We start from the raw sequence: 18443 nt of genomic DNA, 5'->3' as shown, positions 1-18443 counted from the left end.
TCCCCTTCCGTCACTGCGCCGGGGCCGTAGCCGGCGGCGCTTCGTTGGTCACTCGCAAAATCCCCCACAGCCCCGAGAGGTTGCCGTAGGCGGCGTAGTCGCGGAACAGGTAGTCACCCGCCACCGCGTTGGCACCGCCGGCACTGGGCAGCATGAAGCTGAAGTGTGCCGCTGGCAGTACGCTTTCCTGGGCGCCGATGTACATGGCCATCGGGTTGTAGCCGAAACGCACCGAGCCGATGCCGGGCAGGCTCATCGGGTAGCCATCCGCGTCACTCTTTTCGGCCTGGTAGTTGTGCAACGGCCACAGGTGCCCATCGAGCTGGTAGGTGATACCGCGGCTGCCACCACTGGGCATCAGCACATGGCTGCGCACAGGCTGGCCGGGCTTGGCATACAGCACCGGGGTTTGCGGGTCACCGCCGACCAGGGCGTTGCTGTAGGCCATGTGCGCGTTCGACACATCGGCGAAGCCAAAGCCATCGGCATGGCCGAAGGGGGCATCCGGTGCCAGGCCAAAGCGCAGCCACAGCGGTTCGGTCTTGTAGTTCATGGCCATGTTGCCGTTGTCTTTCGGGTCGCCCGGCACGCCATTGCCTTCGGTGGCGATGCCTTCGACCGGGCGGCCGTCAGCCCAGCGCATGTTCATCGAGCGCTGCCACACCGTGACGAGGTCGCGGTAGTCGGGCTGGCCGGTGACCTTGACCGTGGCCTGGGCCCGGCTGGCGGTGTCCTCGGTCCAGGTTGCGGTTTGCGGCAGGATGCTCATGGCGCCCACCAGGCCTTTCTGCGGCTGCTTGATGAAGTCTGACGGCGCCAGGTTCAGGCCACCGAACTCGATGGCGGTGGTGTTGATGTTGTCGACCGTGCGGCCCAGTTGCAGCACCGGCTTGCCTTCGCGCTCCAGGTGCCCGGCGTAGTACTGGTACACCCGGCTTGGGTAGGCCCCACTGTTGCCCGCCCGGGGTGGCACGGTTTGCACCGGGTTGGCGCCCACGTTGACACCGTCGGACTTGGTGATGTCGTAGGCCAGCAACTGGGCATGCAGGCCCACATGGCTGGAAGGCCGCATCAGGTTGTTGTTGAAAGCGGTGGAGCCTTCGCTGTCGAAGCGGTCACGCTTGACCACGTTCTGCATCACGGCAGTACTGGGCAGGTCTGGCATGACCGACGGCAGGCGGTTCTCAAGGGTGATGCTGATGCAGTCGCCAGCGTTGGCGCGCAGCACCAGCGGCTCCACTGGCACACCAGCCTTGAGCTTGCCGGTGGTGGCGTCCAGGTCGGCCTTGCGCACGTACAGCACGGCGGTCGGGTCATGCAGCGGTGCGCTGTGGCCGCCGACGGTGAAGGTGGTGCCATCCTCTTCGTCCACCACCGTGACCTGCGGGATGCTGGTCTTGCGGCTGTTGAACACCAGGGTGCCGCCATTGGCTTTTAGTGGCCCGCCGACATGCTGGCCCGCGCCGGCCGGGTCGTTGATGCTGACACCGTTGCGGTTTTCGAGGATGTCGTTGGCCAGGGCCGCGACAATCTCGTAGCTGCGTTTGACCGTGGTGCGGGTACCGATGCCGTTGGGGTTGGCTGTGGTTTTCGGGCAAATGCCCTCAAAGTTCACGGTATTGCGCATGGCCACTGGCTGGGTGTTGTTCGGCAGCGGGAACAGGTCGGCGCGTTGAGCGGTGTAGTTGCGCATCACCCCCCAGATACCGTTCCAGTAGCCTTCCAGGGCGGCGTCCATGGAGTACAGGTAATCACCATTGGTAGCGGCGGAACTGGAAATCATCGACACCGGTGCCATGAAGCCCATCTGTTCGGAGATACCGATCATCTGCGAGGCCTTCCAGCCCGAGTTGGAACTGTTACCGAAGCCCGAGCCATTCTGCAGCCACTTCACACCGTGCAGGGTGACGTTGTGCTCCTCTTCGTGGCCACCGGCGTGCAGGCGCAGGCGCACGTTGTCGCCAGAGTAGGTGCGCAGCATGGGTGTGAACGGGTCGCCCGGCTCGCTGCCGGCCTTGTTGATGTGCGGTGGGAACAGCGTGGTCCCGCCGGTTGGGCCAACGGCCGAGGTGATTGCCGACGGCGCCATGTTCATGGCCGGGATTGCACGGTCGGTACGGCTTTGCAAGGCGTAGCTCAGGTCGCCGGCCAGGCCGTCCGCCTGCATGCCGCGTTTGCCGTCGGGGCCGACCTTGTTCGGGTCGAACACGCGCAGGGCCAGCGGCTCGTTGCGGTAGTTGACGACGAACATGCCCGGGTCATCCACCGAAATCGCCTGTGGGCAAGGCCGGCTTGGGCAGCCAGGGGCCAGGCCACCGCGGGACTCGACCACCGATTCCAGCAGGTTGGATGCCTTCTGCCGGACCGGCGGGTTGATGGCATAGCGGAAGCTGTCGGCCGTGGCCGGGTAGGACTGGCCATTGGGGATGCCGTCTGGGCCTGCGCCCACATACACGCCGGCTTCATAGGCATGCTGGAAGTCGCTGTACTCCAGGAAGAACTCACGGTAGCTGTCGTTCTTGCCGTCGCCATCGTGGTCGCCGGTCTTGATCACCGCCTGCCACGAAGTCGGCCCGCCGTCCTGGCGTGTGGCCGGGTTGTACAGTTGTTCGCCGGTTTCGGCATGGTACCAGGTGGAGCCGGCAGGCTCGGCCAGCACGGTGGCATACAGCCCGAGCTGCTGGTGGGTCGATGGGCCGAGGTGGTCGTGGGTAAAGATGGTGCCCAGGCCACGGTCGACGTTGTTCACGTTTACCAGCGGGTCCGCAAACCAACGCTGCATGGCCGTGCGCGCGCCCAGCCAGTCAGCCCGGCCAAAGCGGCCGAAGTACGGGTGCTGCTTGGCTTTCGGGCAGGCAGCAGTGCCGTCGCGGCTGTCGCCTTCGGTGCAACCGTTGTAGGCACGAATGGCATGCACACGTTCCACCACGCTGCCGGGCGAGAGAATGCCGTCTTCGTAGTTCCAGCCGTTGGCCGAGCCGTCAGCGGCGGTCAGGTCCCACTTGGGCAGGTGAATGTGCTGGCCGATCACGTCGGTGGGGGTACGCACCTGGTAGTCGTCCATTTCGTAGTACGACGGGATCAGGTTGGTGTGGGTGTACATGGTGCAGTCAAACGTGTTCATGCGCATCACCAGCGGCTCTGGCGGGCGCTGCTTGGTGATCACCGGCCAGGCGTCTTCCCACAGCGCCAGAATGCGCGCCTGCGGGAAGTGGTAGCCAACCTTGTTGTACACCGCGTCGAACTGGATGTTGGCGCCTTTGTAGATGCGCGGCCGATCGGCGGTGAAGGTGGACGAACCCCGGAAGTTCATGCCGGTGAGGCTCTCGCCGCTGACGTACTCGCCTACCCCTGAGGTTTGGGTCAGGCGTTTGCCACGGTCATCCATGCAAGGCTCGTAGAACGGCGCACCGGCCGTGGGCAAGGCACCGTTGGTGCGGAACGCCTTGGCAACGGGTTGGCTGCCGGGCACCAGGGCAAAGCTTGGGTGCTCGGCCTTGGCGTGGAACTGCATGGCGGCCTGCTCGACATCGGTGCCTTCTTCAGGCAGGTAGATGGGCTTGGCCTTGTGCACCACCTTGGAGAAGTCCAGCTTGGTGGTGGTGGTCACCGCTTCGCCGCCTGCAGACACGCCGTCCAGCGCATGCCGGCCCAGGCCGCCATCCCAGCCATCGACCTGGTTGGGGTCCAGGTTTGCCCACAGGGCTTTGCCGCTGTCTTTCAGCTGCCGGGCCAGGGCCGGGTCGAGCATGTCCAGTGGCGGGGTTGGCGGGCGGTTGCCCACGCTGCTCTCCATGCCGCCGATCCAGAACGGGTAGCCCGGGTTTTTCAGGGTGCCATCAGCGTTGCGGTTGGCATCGGTGCGGTCGACCAGTGCCAGCGAACCCACGGCCTTGCGCGCTGGCATTTCGTTGGCGTGATCGTCGTCGCCCTCTTCTTCGTCGTCATCGTCATTGGCAGCGACCAGTTCTTCGGACAGCTTGGGCACCACCACCACCTTGCCCGGCATCGGCGCCATGGCCTTGCCAGGCAGCGGCACGATGGCGGGGATCGGCGTACCGGCAACGATTTCGCCATCAGGCAATGCCCGGGCGCCAACGGCTGGCTTGCCGCTGCGCAGGGCGAACGGCGTACTGTGGAAGCCATTTTCGCCCTGGCCGCTCACTTCCAGCCGGGTGCCTTCTTCGAACACGTCATGTACCCGCCACATGGCCCACATGCCTTGGGCGAAGTGCGGGTAGAAGTGGCAGTGGTAAATCGCATCGCCCGCCACGCGGTTGCGGTTGCCCGAGCCGCCGTTGGCGATTTCGTAGGTGTAGCCGATGCCAGGGCCGATGCCTTGGGCGTCAATGTAGTCGGAGTTGTCGTCGTTGGGGTTGAACAGCCACTGGTGGCCGTGCAGGTGGAAGATGTGCTGTTCGTGGCCATTGTGGGTGTTGCGGAACTTGGTGAAGTCGCCAATGTAACTGTGGTGCACGTTGGCGGGTTCTGCCGGGTACAGGGCCATGTTGGCCTTGACGCCCACGGCGCTGGCCGGCGGCGTTTCGCCTGGGCGAATGTTTTCAAGGCCGACGTTGGCTGGCACGTCCACGAGGGTGCCGATATCGCCTACGGTGTGGGCACTGAGGAAAAACTCCTCGTACGCGCACGACAGGCAATCATGCATCGGCCCCACGCCCAGGCGGTTGGCGACCACTTCAGCGCCCATACCGCCAGAGCCGTAGTTGATCATGAACGAGTCGCGGGTCGGCTCCAGCACATGGCCCATCACCGGGTCCGCCCAATAGCCCGGGAAGGCTTGGGTGGCAGCCACTTCATCGGCAAACTGCGAGGCGAAGTCGCGGAACGCTTCAAGCCGGTTGGGCAGTGCCGGGTTGCGCTTGTTGACGCTTTCCAGCGGGTAGGTCGAGCGCGGGAAGCTGCCGTCGGGGTTCGGCCCCATGACGATGGCGTCGGTTTCACTGTTGAGGATTTCATTGCCGTCGACCATGGCAATGATCGGCTTGCCTGCTTTGCCCTCGGTGAGCCACGGTTCGGCCTGCGGGTAGCGGGCCTGGTAGTCGATCACCGGCTGGCCGGTGGCGGTACGGCCGGTGGTGGCCAGGCGCATTTCTTCTTCGGTCAGGGTGTTGCGGTAGGTTCGCCCACCTTTGGGTACCACCACCACCTGGCCGAACAGGCCGTTGGCAACGTTGCCCGCCCCGCCCTGGCCACCAAAGGTGGCGCCTTGGCTGGTGGCCGCAAAAGCCCCCTCGCGCTCAGCGTACAGGGTGTAACTGCGGGTATTGCCGGGCGACACCAGGAAGTTGCCATTGCGGCCCGTGTTGGCGGCGATGTCGCCAATGCTGTTGACCGCCTGCATGCCGTTCACCTGGAAGCCGACATGCCGGTCATTGACTTGCTCGTCGGCAACGAAATGTTCACCGCCTTCGTTTTCGACCTCGGTTTCCGGGCCTTCCTCCTCGCCTTCGGCCTCGTTTTCTTCGGGGTCGATACCGTGTTTGTTGGGGTTGGCCTGGTACGCCAGCAGGTTGGTCAGGTTGACCGTGAGGCAGTCACCGGCGGCCACCCGCAGCACGATCGGCCTTGGGCGCTTGTCCGGGCGCAAGGTGACCTTGCCCGGGACAGCGGCCCCGCCCTTGCTGAGAGGGACCTGCTTGTCGTCCACCACATCTTCACGAAGGGCGAACATCATGCCGTTGGCATTTTGCGCGCCAAGGCGGTTGAACATCAGTGGCTGGTCCAGCGCCACCACATTGGCGACCAAGGTGCGCTGGCACTGCACGGCCGCCTCGCTGGTCGTTTCCCAGCCGAGCAGGGCCAGAACGAGTGATGACAGAAGGGGGCCTTTGCGTGGCGTAGACATGCTGCACCTCCGGGGCACGGGGACTCTGCGGAGGTGTGGAGCAAGGTGTGTGCCAGAAGAATATTTATATTCTTTTCAGTTAGTTACGGTAGCAACCGAAACAGATTGGGGAGGATCACCCGGCAGCATTCCCCCGAAGTGGGGGTACCTCGCTGGATTTCTTGAAGACGACGTGATCACTGTGGGAACGGGCATGCCCGAATTCCCAAACCGCCGCACCTTCGACCAGGAAATGCTTAACCCGCTCTCTATCTCTGCGCCACAGGTTGTCCCCGCTCATTGGGCCTCTGCGTCAGACGGTGCAGTACGGGATTCACGGTCGATGTCCGCTGGCCATTCAACCTTTGGTGCCAGGCAATGCATGTGGCTCAGGCCATCGTCGTCGTTCCAGTCGCGGGGTGGGTGCACGAATTTGGGCAGGGCTTCAGGGCCTTGTTGCATGAACAGACGGGCAATGGCCCAGTAGGCCTCGCCCTGACGCAGGGTATGCGTGAAGAAGACACGGTCAATGACTTCGTTTGTCTCAGGATTACGGACTGACAGCATGACGTTTTCGATCAGGCCTCCGTGGCCGGGGGCGTAGATACGGTAGACCTCGGCAGTGACGTCGTCCCAGTTATGGGCGACGGGTCGGACGCCCCAGCGTTTGCGACTGAAAATGAATATGCGGTCGTACCTGAACTCGTAGATGTAGATTTTTCTACGTAGGCGATTGAAACGAATGGGTTCGTCTCTGGGAAAGACAAAATCCTGCTTTATGTAAGGGATGAGTACCCATAGAGCTAACGGTGGACCGAGTATAAACAACACATTCTCTAACCAGTCGCGCTGCCAGCCATAAACCAACAAACTCCAGTACAAAAATAGTGTCATTCCGACCCCAAAGCACAAACTCGGGATCCCCACTAGCGCTGAAAAACCTCGAAGACTTATGGTTTTTCTTGGCAGCTCGAGGTAAACATCATTAATATAATTAGGCGAAGGGTTGACCTTCTCTACCCAGCAGAGGCCATCTGGTGCCTTTCCCGTTGGAGGCAGATCATAGCTCCAACCTATAGCACGCTCCCATAAAACCTTGGGCTTAAGCGTCATTCATTCATCTCCCGAGAGCAAACTTCAATATAGGCGTCCGGCAAATTGCGGTCGGGCCAATACATAATCAGCAGAGTGGCGGCGAGCAAGCTGTGGGTCCCAATCATAGGAACCAGGGGCACAACCCCAGAAATTTCAAGCTGAACACTGCCGTCTTCGACGGCATAGGGTCTCTGGTTTTCATCAATGGAAAAATCACTCGCATAGTCCGGGTGGCGCGGGGGTGAAAATTTAGAAAATGACGATGATGGTGAAAGTGATTTCGTTGCGTGTGCCAGGTAATCGCCCGAGGCAATAGTCTCTCCACCTACGAAATCCGGAAACGTTCCATCACCGAAACGATGCGCTATCAGTTTCAAGCGATAGGCGGACTTCGCTTTAGTAAACCTGGGTAATGCGGCGAGAAACCTGAGCTGCTGCACCGTGTTCAAGCTGACCAAACCTCCTATCTTGGGGAGGGTAGGGTCCGTAGCCAAACTCGACTCAAAGTGTAGCTTTGCCTGAACGCCCAACGTTGCAGCATTGAGCTCAGCGAAGGCTATGTCTGAAAATTCCGGAGCATTCCAGTGTATGGAAGGGGTTTCATTAGCAAGCCCAAAATAGCATCTACGCACCCAGCGCTCGAGATCAGTTGAATCATTGGGTTCCGCTCGCTTGCTCAACTCATAAGCAATCAAAGTTAATGTGACTGCAAGGCCCAACGGACCAAATACGAAAGGTTTGAAAACTGTAACTGCAAATGCCACGGCACCCAAACCATAAGCAAAAGCCACAACAACATATTTCTTAGCAGCTAGAGTATCACCGGCGGCCATAGTTCGCTTGATTGCCAAAATCGCTTGTACCGTGTCAAAAACCCCTGCAACTGCACTCAATACCGCACCAATTTTTATTATGGCCTCTCCAGTGATAGCAGCTCCTTCAGCCCATGGCCTACGTATGGCGCTGGCGCTGGAGCGCATTACGAGCCCAATCAACTCAATCTGTCCGCCCAATATTCCTAATTGGGACCCATGCAATGCGAGCTTGGCCTCATGCGCCTTGGGCCCAATCTCGGTTTCTGCTTTATCCTGGTTTCTGCTCAGGCTGTCGTGTTGCAAATACAACCCGCCTATCGCGAGCAATACTTCCCAACTGCCTGCCACACCCCGCAAGCCGCTAAAGCCAGTTCGCACCAACTGCGCCGCCTGCTGCGAAGTAATGCGCACTTCCTCCAACACCTTGCGCGCATTCGCCTCCAGCGTCCCCGCCGCCACCGAGATATCCACCAAGGCAATCTGTGCCGCACTGCTCGCCTGGGTCACCTTCATGCTGGCTCCCTCAAGCAGCCGACCACGCACCTCTTCAGCCGTACCCTCCACCCACACCGTTACGCTGATCATGGTGTGGGTAAACCGTGGATCAAGCACGGCCAGGCTCATCAGCCCGTGCTGCATGATCGGCCGCACCTTGTTCCAGGCCTTGGTTGAATAGAGGTCGAAGTCTTCGACATTGCGATGCATCCGATCCCTGGGTCGGTGAACACCGGTGGTCCGTCGCCGGTCATGGGCTCCAGCGACGGCACCTTCTGCGCCGCCCACTCCCGGTGCGTGGCGCGAATGACTTGCAGGATCTGCGACGTCTGCAGCTGGTAGGCCCGCATGGGGTCTTCGCGCCAGACCTGGCGCTTCACCACCCAGTTCAAGCGCTGATGGTTGAACTCCTGAATAAAACCCACGGTATCGTCCAGCACCACCGCCAGCACACCCTTCTCCAGCGTGTGCCGGTTCATCGCGTTGACCAGGTATCCCTTCAGGGCAAACCTTCGCAACCAGCGGGTGTGGAAGCCATGCGCACTGTCGAATGGCGAACACCCATGCTGCGCGTACTCGAACACTTCCTTGTCGACCCGCAGGTTGTCGGGCGTCATGGCGATGCCCAGCAACTCGGGGTTGTTGCGCGCCTGAGTCAGGTCCAGCCCTTCGAAGCGATGGGCAGGCGCCTGGCCCTTCTTGTAGGCATTCAACACGCTGACCGGCCAAGGGTCGCTGGAGAAGGCCAGCCAGGCGCTGCCATAGCGGTCGGTGTCGATATTGAGGAAGGACGAAGGAATGTCGTGGTTTTCATTCACGCATTTTTCGGGCAGTGATGCGGGGAGGCCCTCCGACGGCTCGTAGGGGTTGAAGCGGCGCAGGTGGCCCTGCTCGCTCACTTCGTAGGCATGCCAGACCTGCTGGTCGAGCAGCACGTACAGGTAGCCCATGCGCAAGGTGCGCACCCCTAGCTTCGCCGAGACATGCAGGCTGCCGGCCACGGTGCTGAGGCCCTGCGGGCGTGTGTCCGGCACCAGGGCGCGGCGCAGGGGCAGGATCGGCAGGCCTTGGCGTTCACAGGCCATGCACTGGTCGGAAGGGAGCCCGGCTTCGGCTGTCGCAATGGCGATACGTTGACTAAGGGTCATGAGCGCCTCCCGATTTTTCGAAGGGAATCGATCAGGCAGCCCCAGTTCGCCTCGAAATAGAGAGCAAGCAACGGAGAGGTATTGGTTGGGCCGGGCATGAAGTGGTCCTTGTCTTCCAGCAGGCTGAAGACACGAACACTATCGGGGAATCAATTCTTCAAGGAGTCTGGGGCTTCCTAAACAGCTGTAGGATCTGTCTCTTCGAAAAATTACCAGACATTTCCTGGGCAATTGATAAATACTGGCCTCGTGCAGTGGCCGTCAGCAAGTTACACCCCCTTTGGGAGCAACTGTCTTGCACAAAACCTGTAAGCTGGCGCGATCGCTGTGGGAGGGTCGTACCCGCTTCCCAAGCGATCGCGCCAGCTTCCTTCAGCCGACCAGACCGCGTATGCAGAAGTACAGGATCGAAGGCCCCATCAGGCACCCCAACCCCGTATGGAAGGTGGCCGTCAACGCCCCATACGGCACCAACCGCCGATCCGTCGCCGCCAGCCCCGCCGTCACCCCCGACACGGTCCCCGCCAAACCACCAAACACCATCGCCGAACGCGGGTTGTCCAGCGCCAACAGGCGCGCCGACACAGGTGTGAACACCATCACCAGGATCGCCTTGATCAGCCCGGTAGCGATCGAAAGCGCCATCACATCCGAGCTCGCACCGAGCGCCGCCCCGGTCACCGGCCCGACGATGTAAGTCACCGCGCCCGCACCGATGGTGGTCATGCTCACGGCATCGCGGTAGCCGAAGGCATAGGCCACCGCCGCGCCGACAATGAATGGCAGCACTGTGCCCAACAGCAGCGCGACTGCGCCAATCATGCCGGCTTTGCGCGCTTCGGTGGCCTGCACCTCGAAGGCCGTGGCAACGATGGCGAAGTCGCGCAGCATGGCCCCGCCCATCAGGCCGATACCGGAGAACAGCGCCATGTCGGCCAGGCCCTTCTGCCCTCCGGTGACAGTGCCACCTACCCAGGCCAGCACCAGGCCGATGACGATGGCGATGGCCGAGCCATGCACCCGGCCGAAGGTGAGGTATTTAGACAGCAACACCGACAACCACATGATGGCGCCCACCACGGCAAAAGCGGTGATCAGGCCGTTGTGTTCGAGGGCATTTTCAATGATCGGCCACATGTTCAACGACCTCCTGCAGGGGCAACCTGCGCCTGGGTTTCGGGGCTGGGCTCAAGCGCGGGCAGTGGCTCACCCCGGTGGCTGCGGCTGATCAGGGCGATGGTCAAGCCGCACACCAATACCGCACCTACCGCGGCCAGCAGCGCAACCGGCCCACCGTGCAGGGCGGTGACCACGTTCTGCTGGGCAGCCATGGCCACCACGACCGGGATGTACATCGCACCCCAGAAGCCCACCCCGAATTCACATTCCTTGCTCATGCCGCCGTTGCGGTGCATGTACAGCCGTGCGCAGATCAGCAGGATCATGGCAATGCCGACCCCGCCCACATTGGATTTGACGCCCAGCAGCACGCCCAGGAAGTCGCCGACGATAACGCCGGCCAGCGTGCAGACCGCCAGCAGTGCCACACCATAGATGATCATTGTTGTTGTCCTCAGGTAGTGTCGAAGTTGCTTGTTGTTGTTCTTCGCCATCCGCAAACCCGCCATCATCGGTCGCCGGCCACCTCCTGGCGCAACAGCGCATCCAGGGTGTCCCAACGGGTACCCTCCACCGCCACCACCCTGCCCTGTTCGAACACGGGCCGGGCCAGCCCCCCGAGCACGCTGCCGGGTGGCATTTCAAGGTGCAGGCGCACGCCGCGTTCATAGGCGTTGCGCAACGTAGCACGCCAGTCGACCACCCTTGCCATGTTGCCGGCCAGGTCGTCGCGCAGGTGCTGCGGGTCGAACACCGGTCGTGCGCTGCTGCCGCTGAGGTAGGTAATGCGTGGCCGCTGAAGCTCGACCGACGCGAATGCACTGGCCAATTGCGCAGCCGGGCCGTCGAGCAACCGGCAATGCGACGGCACGCTGACCGCCAAGCGCCTTGCCACACCTTGGCCCAGGCGACGAGCCTTGGCCGCCACCTCAGCCATCGCCGTATCGCTACCGGCAATCACAATCTGCTTATCACTGTTGAGGTTGGCGACGTATACCTCACCGCCCACCTCAATCAGCAGGCGCTCGACACTGGCCAGGTCCAGGCCACTGAGCGCGGTCATGCCGTAACCTTGCGGATAAGCACCTTGCATCAGCTCGCCACGCAAGGCGACCAGGCGCACGGCATCGGCAAAGCCCAAGGCGCCCGCCACGACCGCTGCCGGATAAGCACCAATCGACAAGCCCGCCACATAATCCGGTGCCGGGCTGCGTTGCATCAGCCAGCGCGCCCAGGCCACGCCGCTCAGCAGCAGGCACAGCTGCACGGCGCGGGTGTTTTGCAGGGCTTGCTGGCTGTCCATCTCAAGCACCTGCTGGCCGAGGACATCGCTGGCCTCTTCCAGCAGTTGCCCGCAACCTTCAGGCAGGCGTTGCAGCATGCCCACCTGCTGGGCACCTTGGCCGGGGAAGGCGAACAGGCTGCTCATGCGGCACGCTCCATCACGGCCCAAGGGTCGCTGACCAGACGCGGGCCGTGGGGCGACTTGAGCAGCACGCGCAGGGCAAAGCTCGCCCACTCGCGCAGGGCAACCGCACCCGACGGGGTTTCCAGTTGCACATCGATACGGCACGGCGCGCAGTCGAGAATATCCAGCAGCTCCCGCGCCTGGGCGCGGGCCAGCGGTCGTGGCGTGCGCAGCAGCAGGTCCAGGTCACTGCCGGCGTGCACCACTTCCATACCGGTCGCAAGCTGGTACCCCACCCCACCCGTCGGCCCCCAGGCCAAGCCACGGGCCTGCAATACCGGGGTGACCGAAGCCAGTGCCTGCAATGCAGGCCATGGGCTTTGCCCATGCACGCGCAGGGCTTCAGGGCCTTGCTGACGCTGGATATCGGTCAGGCGCATCAAGGCACCCAACCGCTGCGCCCGGCCGTGACCGCGAAGCCCCACCGCCACCCAGCCCGCTTCACAGGTGGCACGGCGCACCACCACCGGCTGACCGCTTGCCAACACCTCCAGCGCCCACTGAGGCGCGTCCGTGGGCAAACCCGACACGGGCATCCCCCACAGCAGGTCGTGCGGCCTTGGCGCGTTCATCTCAAGCGCCCTGCCACTGGCGGCGCAGCTGTTCACGTACCTGACGCGAGGCACTGCGGTTTTCACCCGCCAGCCGCGACGACAGGTCGGTCGAACTGCCAATGTCGCGCACGGCTTCGGTCAGGCAGGCACGTACTTGGGCAATGTCGGCGCTGCTCGGGGCTTCGGCGTTGTCCACGGTCAAGCGGCGCCACAGCAGGCCCAGCGAGGCATAATTATCCAGGTCGTAGGCCATGGGCGGCACTTCGGCGGCCAGGGCCTCCAGTTGCTCGACGCTGCGCAGGGTAATCCGCGCCGCCGCCGCCTTGCCCATGGCGTGCACCATCACCCCGGCATCGTCCAGAGCGATCAAACGCTGGGCCTGATAGCCATGAGCCAGGAAGGCACCGGACATGGCCTTGCCAACCAGCAAGCCGATCACCGGGTGCCCGGCCAGCCGCGCCTGGGCATAGGCCTGCACGGCACCGGCCAAGGCCTGGTGGATACCCAAGGCCTCCTCACGGCGGCCATAGGCCTGGCTGGGTACATCGATCACCGCGACAATGGCCCGCTTCTGTCCGTTGCGGTCAGCCGCCACCGCCTCGCTCACGGCCTTGGCCAGGCCCCAGCCTTCCAGCAGACCGACCTCGCCCGAGCGTGCGCGGGGGAACGGGTTTTCAGCATCAGGCACCACGGCGATGAAGCGCACCAGGCGGTTGTCCAGTTCGCCGTCGATCACCAGCAACGATGCGGGATAGCCCGGCAAGGCTTGCCCGCCGGCCAGGCCCGACAGCCAGTTCAAGGCACGGTTCATTGGGCTTCTCCTTGATAAAGGGCGCGTACGGCAGCGGCATCCAGTTGCGGGCAGTCATCCCCCAGCCGGGCCAGCCTGTCCAGGAACCAGGCATGCTGGCTGGCGCGATCTCTGGAAGGTGCGTCCAGCAATTGCAGCAAGCGTTCGCGCAGCGCGTCGATGTCGTCGGCCACATAGCCGTCCACCAATCCGCTGGCATGGCGCTGCTCACCACCGCTCAGGCTCCAGATGAAGGGGCGATCCTTGGCGTCGTACTCGCCAATGCCGGCTTCCTGCTCGATCACTTGCGGGCCGTTGAGGCCCAGGCGGGCTTCGCGGGTGACCAGCAAGTGGCTGCACAGGCCGGCGGCGATGGACATGCCGCCAAAGCAGCCGACCGAACCTGCGATCACGCCGATCACAGGTTGCCAAGCCCGCAGTTCGACAATAGCGGCCTGAATCTCGGCAATGGCTGCCAGGCCCAGGTTGGCCTCTTGCAGGCGCACCCCGCCCGTTTCCAGTAGCAACACGGCGCACGTGGGGATGCCGTTGCGGTTGTCTTCGATGGCCAGCTCCAGCGCACCGGCGATCTTTGCACCGCCCACCTCACCCATGCTGCCACCCTGGAAGCCACCTTCGATGGCAGCAACCACAGCATTGCGCCCGTTCAGCCGACCTTTGGCGATCACCACGCCATCATCAGCCTGGGGCACGATGCCTTGGCGCGGCAGCCAGGGTGACATCAGCCGGTCGAACGGCCCCAGCAGTTCACGGAAGCTGCCCGGATCGAGCATGGCGCGCGCACGTTGGCGGGCGCCCAGTTCGACAAAGCTGCGGCTCTGCAGCAAGCGTTCGGTGTCAGTCATGGGCAATCTCCTCGAAGCCTTGCTCAAGGCGTAGGCGCACCACACCAGGGGTGGCGCCAAAGTCATGGATGTCGATGTTCACAGCCGGCCAGGCGCGACCCTCGAACAGGCGCTGGAACAGTTGCGCCCAGCGGGCAGCGCTGCCGTTGACCGAGGTGACCACCTGGATCTGCAGGCTGCCGGCAGTGCCAGGTTCGATCAGCACCTCCAGATCGCCGGAGCTGACGCAGCCCACCAGCGTGCGGCCACGGCCCGGTTCAGCGGCGGGGAATTGAAAATTCAGGGTCTCCATGTCACAGGCTCCCGGCTTTATCGAGGAACAGGCAGGCGGCCAGCAAATCGGCGGCGCCGCCCGGTGAGGCGTTCAGGTGCAGCAGGTGCTGGTCCAGCTCGCGCAGTTGCCGGCGCCCGGCCAAGGTGGCGCTGCCGCCTTCGGCCAGTACGGCCAGCGCGCCTTGCTGCACGGTGGCCAGACCGGATGGACCGCTGCGCCAGAGCACGCAGGTGTCGCTGAGTACGGCCATGATCGCCAGCAGCGCGTCGAGCCGGGCGTGCTGCTCACTGGCACCGGCGGCGCGGCTACGTTGCAGTTGTGGCAGGCCGTGGCCGATGACGGCGGGGAAGCCTTGTTGCGCCTGCTCGCGGGCGCCGCCGGTGCCGTAGCGGCGGCGGACCTGCTGGCCGTGGCTGTCTTTCGGGACCATGGCCGGGTCGTCCAGCAAGGCGAGGCGCCCGGCGCGGACGGCAAGGGTGTTGGCGTTCGCAAGGGGATCGAGGGCCGTGACCGCTACCAGCAGGCCGAGGGCCCAGATTGCGCCGCGATGGGTGTTTACCCCCCCGGTGGTGGCGAGCATGGCGACCTCGCCTTCACGACCGAGCTGACCGAGCGAGGCACGCAGGGGTTGGCAGATTTCACCGAAGGATTGCGCGGCTTCGGCCATTTGGCGCAGGCAGGGCCACAGTGACAGCGCCGAAGCGTGCATCAGAGGCAGCGACATGTCGGGGTGGGCGCCGTTGCTGCGGCGGTCCACCAGGCCGGGTTTGGGGGACAGGTCGGCTTCGTCGATCAGGGCTTCTACGGCCAGGTCGGCCAGGTGGTCATGCAGCGGGATTTGGGTTGCCTGGGCTGGCCTCTTCGCGGGCATGCCCGCTCCCACAGGGATCGCACCAGTATCAAGTTCAGCAGTGACCCTGTGGGAGCGAGCGTGCTCGCGAAGCTGCACATGCGGTTGCAAGTCGTGTGCATTCATCACCAGCTCCTGAACCGTGCAGGCGGGTTGTAGAGGCCGCCGGACCACTCGACCAGGTCGGCGATGCTGCGCGCGGCCAGCAGTTCGCGGCTGGCGTCGGTGCGCTGGATGCCGAGGTCTTCGGGCAAGGCGATCAGGCCCTGTTGGCGCATGCGCAAGGTATCTTTCGGGTCATGCCGCAGGCCGATGGCGGTGACCCCGGCCACGGCGGCGATCATCTGCTGGCGTTCTTCCAGGCTGCGGGCCTTGTACAGGTAGGCAATGCCCTCCTCGGTCAGCAAGTGGGTGACGTCGTCGCCATAGATCATTACCGGTGCCAACGGCATCCCCGCCTTCTTGGCCACTTCCACGGCATCGAGGGTTTCCACGAAGGTAGGCTTGCCGCCTTCCTGATAGGTCTCGACCATTTGCACCACCAGCTTGCGGCCGCGTTCGAGCATGGTGTCCGGCACCGTCATGTCGAGCCAGGCCGGGGTAGCGTGGCGTCGGCCGCGCGGGTCGTGGCCCATGTTCGGTGCACCGCCAAAACCGGCCAGGCGGCCGCGGGTGACGGTGGAGGAATGGCCATCGCCATCCACCTGCAAGGTGGCGCCGATGAACAGGTCGACAGCGTACTGCCCCGCCAGCTGGCACATCATGCGGTTGGAGCGCATCGAGCCATCGCGGCCTGTGAAGAACACGTCCGGGCGTTGGGCGATGTAATCCTCCATGCCCAGCTCGGTGCCGAAGCAATGCACGCTTTGGACCCAGCCGGCCTCGATAGCCGGAATCAAGGTTGGGTGCGGGTTGAGCGTCCAGTTGCGGCAAATCTTGCCCTTCAGGCCCAGCGACTCGCCGTAGGTGGGCAGGATCAGTTCGATGGCGGCGGTGTTGAAGCCAATGCCATGGTTCAGCGACTGCACCTGGTGTTTTTCGTAAATGCCACGAATGGCCATCATCGCCATCAGCACATGCACCGGCTTGATATGGCGCGGGTCGCGGGTGAACAGCGGTTCTATGTAGAAGGGCTGGTCGGCGACCACCACGAAATCGACCCAGGAGGCCGGGATGTCCACCCGTGGCAGGTCGTCCACGCGGTCCACCAACTGGTTGACCTGGGCAATGACGATGCCGTCGCTGAAGGCGGCCGGCTCTACCAGTGCCGGCGTGTCTTCGGTGCTGGGGCCGGTGTACAGGTTACCGTCACGGTCGGCCATGAAGCCGGCCACCAGGGTGACGTTGGGAATCAGGTCGACCAGCAGCCGCGAGTAAAGCTCGATGTAGGTGTGGATGGCGCCGACCTCGAGCAGGCCATCTTCCAGCAATTGGCCGATGCGCAGGCTCTGCGGGCCGGCAAAGGAAAAGTCGAGCTTGCGGGCGATACCGCGTTCGAACAGGTCCAGGTGCTCGGCGCGGCTAACGCTGGGCATGATCATGTGCAGGTCGTGCAGGCGCCCGGGGTCGACCTTGGCCAGCGAGCGTGAGAGGAAGTCTGCCTGCTTCTGGTTGTTACCTTCCAGCACCACCCGGTCACCGGGCGCCAGCAACAGTTCCAAGGCTTCGACCATACGTTCGGTGGGCAGCACCACGCCGTCGGCGAGGTGGCGTACCCGATCGAGGCGGCGCTGCTTTTCGGCACGCCGCCGCGACCATTGCGGCGGTGGATTCTGCGTTATTGTCATGGTGACTCCACGGGTTCGCTGTCGTGGGGTCACCATAGGGCTGTGCTGCCTGACGGATCAATCAAGCTAACGGCGGGTTTGTTACGCTCAGATTAATGATTTGCCTGGCTGGGGGACTGGCTAGCAGCAAAAATGCACGATGCCCCTGCATAATTGTCGATTGTGCAAGGCAAATTCGCATGACAGGATCCTGCGATCCTCCAGCGAACTCCAGACTTCACTTGGAAAATCAATAACAAAGCAGGGAGAACGCAATGACTGCGCACGCTCAAGCCTCGGTAACCGAGCATGTACTGGCCGAGGTCCGTAACCAGATCGGCCACCTGACTCTGAACCGCCCCGCCGGCCTCAATGCCCTGACCCTGGATATGGTCCGTAGCCTGCGCCAGCACCTGGACCAGTGGGCCGAAGACCCGCACGTGCGCGCGGTGGTGCTGCGCGGCGAAGGCCCAAAGGGCTTCTGTGCCGGTGGTGACATCCGCTCGCTGCACGACAGCTTCAAAGCTGGCGACACGCTGCATGAAACCTTCTTCGTCGAAGAATACGCCCTCGACCTGGTCATCCACCGCTACCGCAAGCCGGTGCTGGTGCTGATGGACGGGTTTACCCTGGGTGGCGGCATGGGCCTGGCCCAGGGCTGCGACCTGCGCGTGGTTACCGAGCGCAGCCGTCTGGGCATGCCCGAAGTCGGCATCGGTTATTTCCCGGATGTGGGTGGCAGCTACTTCCTGTCGCGTATCCCTGGCGAGCTGGGCACCTACCTGGGCGTCAGCGGCGCACAAATCCAGGCGGCCGACGCGTTGTACTGCGGCCTGGCCGACTGGTACCTGGCCAGCGACCAACTCGCCGCCCTTGACCAAGGCCTGGACCAGCTGAGCTTTGGCGACAACCCGCTCAAGGACCTGCAAAACCTGCTGGCCAGGCTGGGCACGCAGGTGCTGGACGATGCGCCACTGGAAAAACTGCGCCCGGCCATCGACCACTTCTTCGCCCAGCCTACCGTGCAGGCCATCGTCGAGCAGCTGCGTGCCGTCAGCATCGCCGACAGCCATGCCTGGGCCGTCGCCACTGCCGACCAGCTGGAAAGCCGCTCGCCGCTGGCCATGGCGGTTACGCTGGAGATGCTGCGCCGTGGCCGCCACCTGGGCCTGGACGACTGCTTCGCCATGGAACTGCACCTGGACCGTCAGTGGTTCCGGCACGGCGACATCATTGAAGGCGTGCGCGCGCTGATCATCGACAAGGACAAGCAGCCCCGCTGGAACCCGCCGACCCTGGCCGCGCTGCAGCAACAGCGGGTCGACCAATTCTTCGAAGGCCTGTGAGCCCGGGAGTAC

The 18443-nt window shown here is 63.4% G+C and carries 14 protein-coding genes; 1 reads left to right on the top strand and 13 read right to left on the bottom strand.

All coding sequences use genetic code 11. From position 1 onward, the window contains the following. Positions 1 to 10: 10 nt before the first annotated feature. The 13 genes from mnxG to mdcA all read right to left on the bottom strand — a co-directional run bounded on the left by mnxG (position 11) and on the right by mdcA (position 17106). The gene (mnxG, locus tag FHW75_RS19175; RefSeq protein WP_027615828.1) at positions 11 to 5866 is read right to left on the bottom strand and encodes a manganese-oxidizing multicopper oxidase MnxG; all 5856 of its coding nucleotides are present in this window, start codon (positions 5864 to 5866) and stop codon (positions 11 to 13) included. Positions 5867 to 6142: 276 nt separating this feature from the next. Continuing rightward, positions 6143 to 6958 carry a DUF6708 domain-containing protein gene (locus FHW75_RS19170; protein ID WP_260308791.1) on the bottom strand — a complete coding sequence of 272 codons (816 nt, stop codon included), beginning with the start codon at positions 6956 to 6958 and terminating at the stop codon, positions 6143 to 6145. Beyond that, on the bottom strand, positions 6955 to 8460 hold the full coding sequence (locus FHW75_RS19165; RefSeq protein WP_260308790.1) for an oxidoreductase: 1506 nt from the start codon (positions 8458 to 8460) through the stop codon (positions 6955 to 6957). Before FHW75_RS19165 ends, FHW75_RS19170 begins: the two co-directional genes overlap by 4 nt. Further along, positions 8379 to 9398 (bottom strand): T6SS effector BTH_I2691 family protein, encoded by a 1020-nt coding sequence (locus FHW75_RS19160; protein WP_161751145.1) that lies wholly within the window; start codon positions 9396 to 9398, stop codon positions 8379 to 8381. The genes FHW75_RS19165 and FHW75_RS19160 overlap by 82 nt, the downstream gene beginning before the upstream one ends. 372 nt (positions 9399 to 9770) lie before the next feature. Beyond that, a complete protein-coding gene (madM, locus tag FHW75_RS19155) occupies positions 9771 to 10535 on the bottom strand; it encodes a malonate transporter subunit MadM (RefSeq protein WP_016713951.1) in 765 nt (254 codons plus the stop codon). Positions 10536 to 10537: 2 nt separating this feature from the next. Then, positions 10538 to 10960 (bottom strand): malonate transporter subunit MadL, encoded by a 423-nt coding sequence (gene madL, locus FHW75_RS19150; RefSeq protein ID WP_016713950.1) that lies wholly within the window; start codon positions 10958 to 10960, stop codon positions 10538 to 10540. 65 nt (positions 10961 to 11025) lie between these two features. Continuing rightward, positions 11026 to 11946 carry a malonate decarboxylase subunit epsilon gene (mdcH, locus tag FHW75_RS19145; protein WP_084296864.1) on the bottom strand — a complete coding sequence of 307 codons (921 nt, stop codon included), beginning with the start codon at positions 11944 to 11946 and terminating at the stop codon, positions 11026 to 11028. Continuing rightward, the gene (locus FHW75_RS19140) at positions 11943 to 12557 is read right to left on the bottom strand and encodes a malonate decarboxylase holo-ACP synthase (RefSeq protein WP_019098518.1); all 615 of its coding nucleotides are present in this window, start codon (positions 12555 to 12557) and stop codon (positions 11943 to 11945) included. Before FHW75_RS19140 ends, mdcH begins: the two co-directional genes overlap by 4 nt. Before the next feature lies 1 nt (position 12558). Then, on the bottom strand, positions 12559 to 13350 hold the full coding sequence (gene mdcE / locus FHW75_RS19135) for a biotin-independent malonate decarboxylase subunit gamma (RefSeq protein ID WP_019098519.1): 792 nt from the start codon (positions 13348 to 13350) through the stop codon (positions 12559 to 12561). Then, positions 13347 to 14195 (bottom strand): biotin-independent malonate decarboxylase subunit beta, encoded by an 849-nt coding sequence (locus FHW75_RS19130; protein ID WP_019098520.1) that lies wholly within the window; start codon positions 14193 to 14195, stop codon positions 13347 to 13349. Before FHW75_RS19130 ends, mdcE begins: the two co-directional genes overlap by 4 nt. Beyond that, positions 14188 to 14487 carry a malonate decarboxylase subunit delta gene (locus FHW75_RS19125; RefSeq protein WP_016713945.1) on the bottom strand — a complete coding sequence of 100 codons (300 nt, stop codon included), beginning with the start codon at positions 14485 to 14487 and terminating at the stop codon, positions 14188 to 14190. The genes FHW75_RS19130 and FHW75_RS19125 overlap by 8 nt, the downstream gene beginning before the upstream one ends. 1 nt (position 14488) lies before the next feature. Further along, complete coding sequence (locus FHW75_RS19120) at positions 14489 to 15445, bottom strand: triphosphoribosyl-dephospho-CoA synthase (RefSeq protein WP_409347970.1); 957 nt, start codon at positions 15443 to 15445, stop codon at positions 14489 to 14491. Beyond that, the gene (gene mdcA / locus FHW75_RS19115; RefSeq protein WP_183674259.1) at positions 15445 to 17106 is read right to left on the bottom strand and encodes a malonate decarboxylase subunit alpha; all 1662 of its coding nucleotides are present in this window, start codon (positions 17104 to 17106) and stop codon (positions 15445 to 15447) included. The genes FHW75_RS19120 and mdcA overlap by 1 nt, the downstream gene beginning before the upstream one ends. A 254-nt stretch (positions 17107 to 17360) precedes the next feature. Between mdcA and FHW75_RS19110 the strand changes: the two genes are divergently transcribed. Further along, positions 17361 to 18431 carry an enoyl-CoA hydratase/isomerase family protein gene (locus tag FHW75_RS19110; RefSeq protein ID WP_019098523.1) on the top strand — a complete coding sequence of 357 codons (1071 nt, stop codon included), beginning with the start codon at positions 17361 to 17363 and terminating at the stop codon, positions 18429 to 18431. Positions 18432 to 18443 lie beyond the last annotated feature (12 nt).

It is taken from the genome of Pseudomonas sp. OG7, assembly GCF_014192825.1.
Classification (GTDB): Bacteria; Pseudomonadota; Gammaproteobacteria; order Pseudomonadales; family Pseudomonadaceae; genus Aquipseudomonas; species Aquipseudomonas monteilii.
The sequence above is the reverse complement of the archived record's forward strand: the minus strand, read 5'-3'. Positions and strand labels throughout refer to the sequence as shown.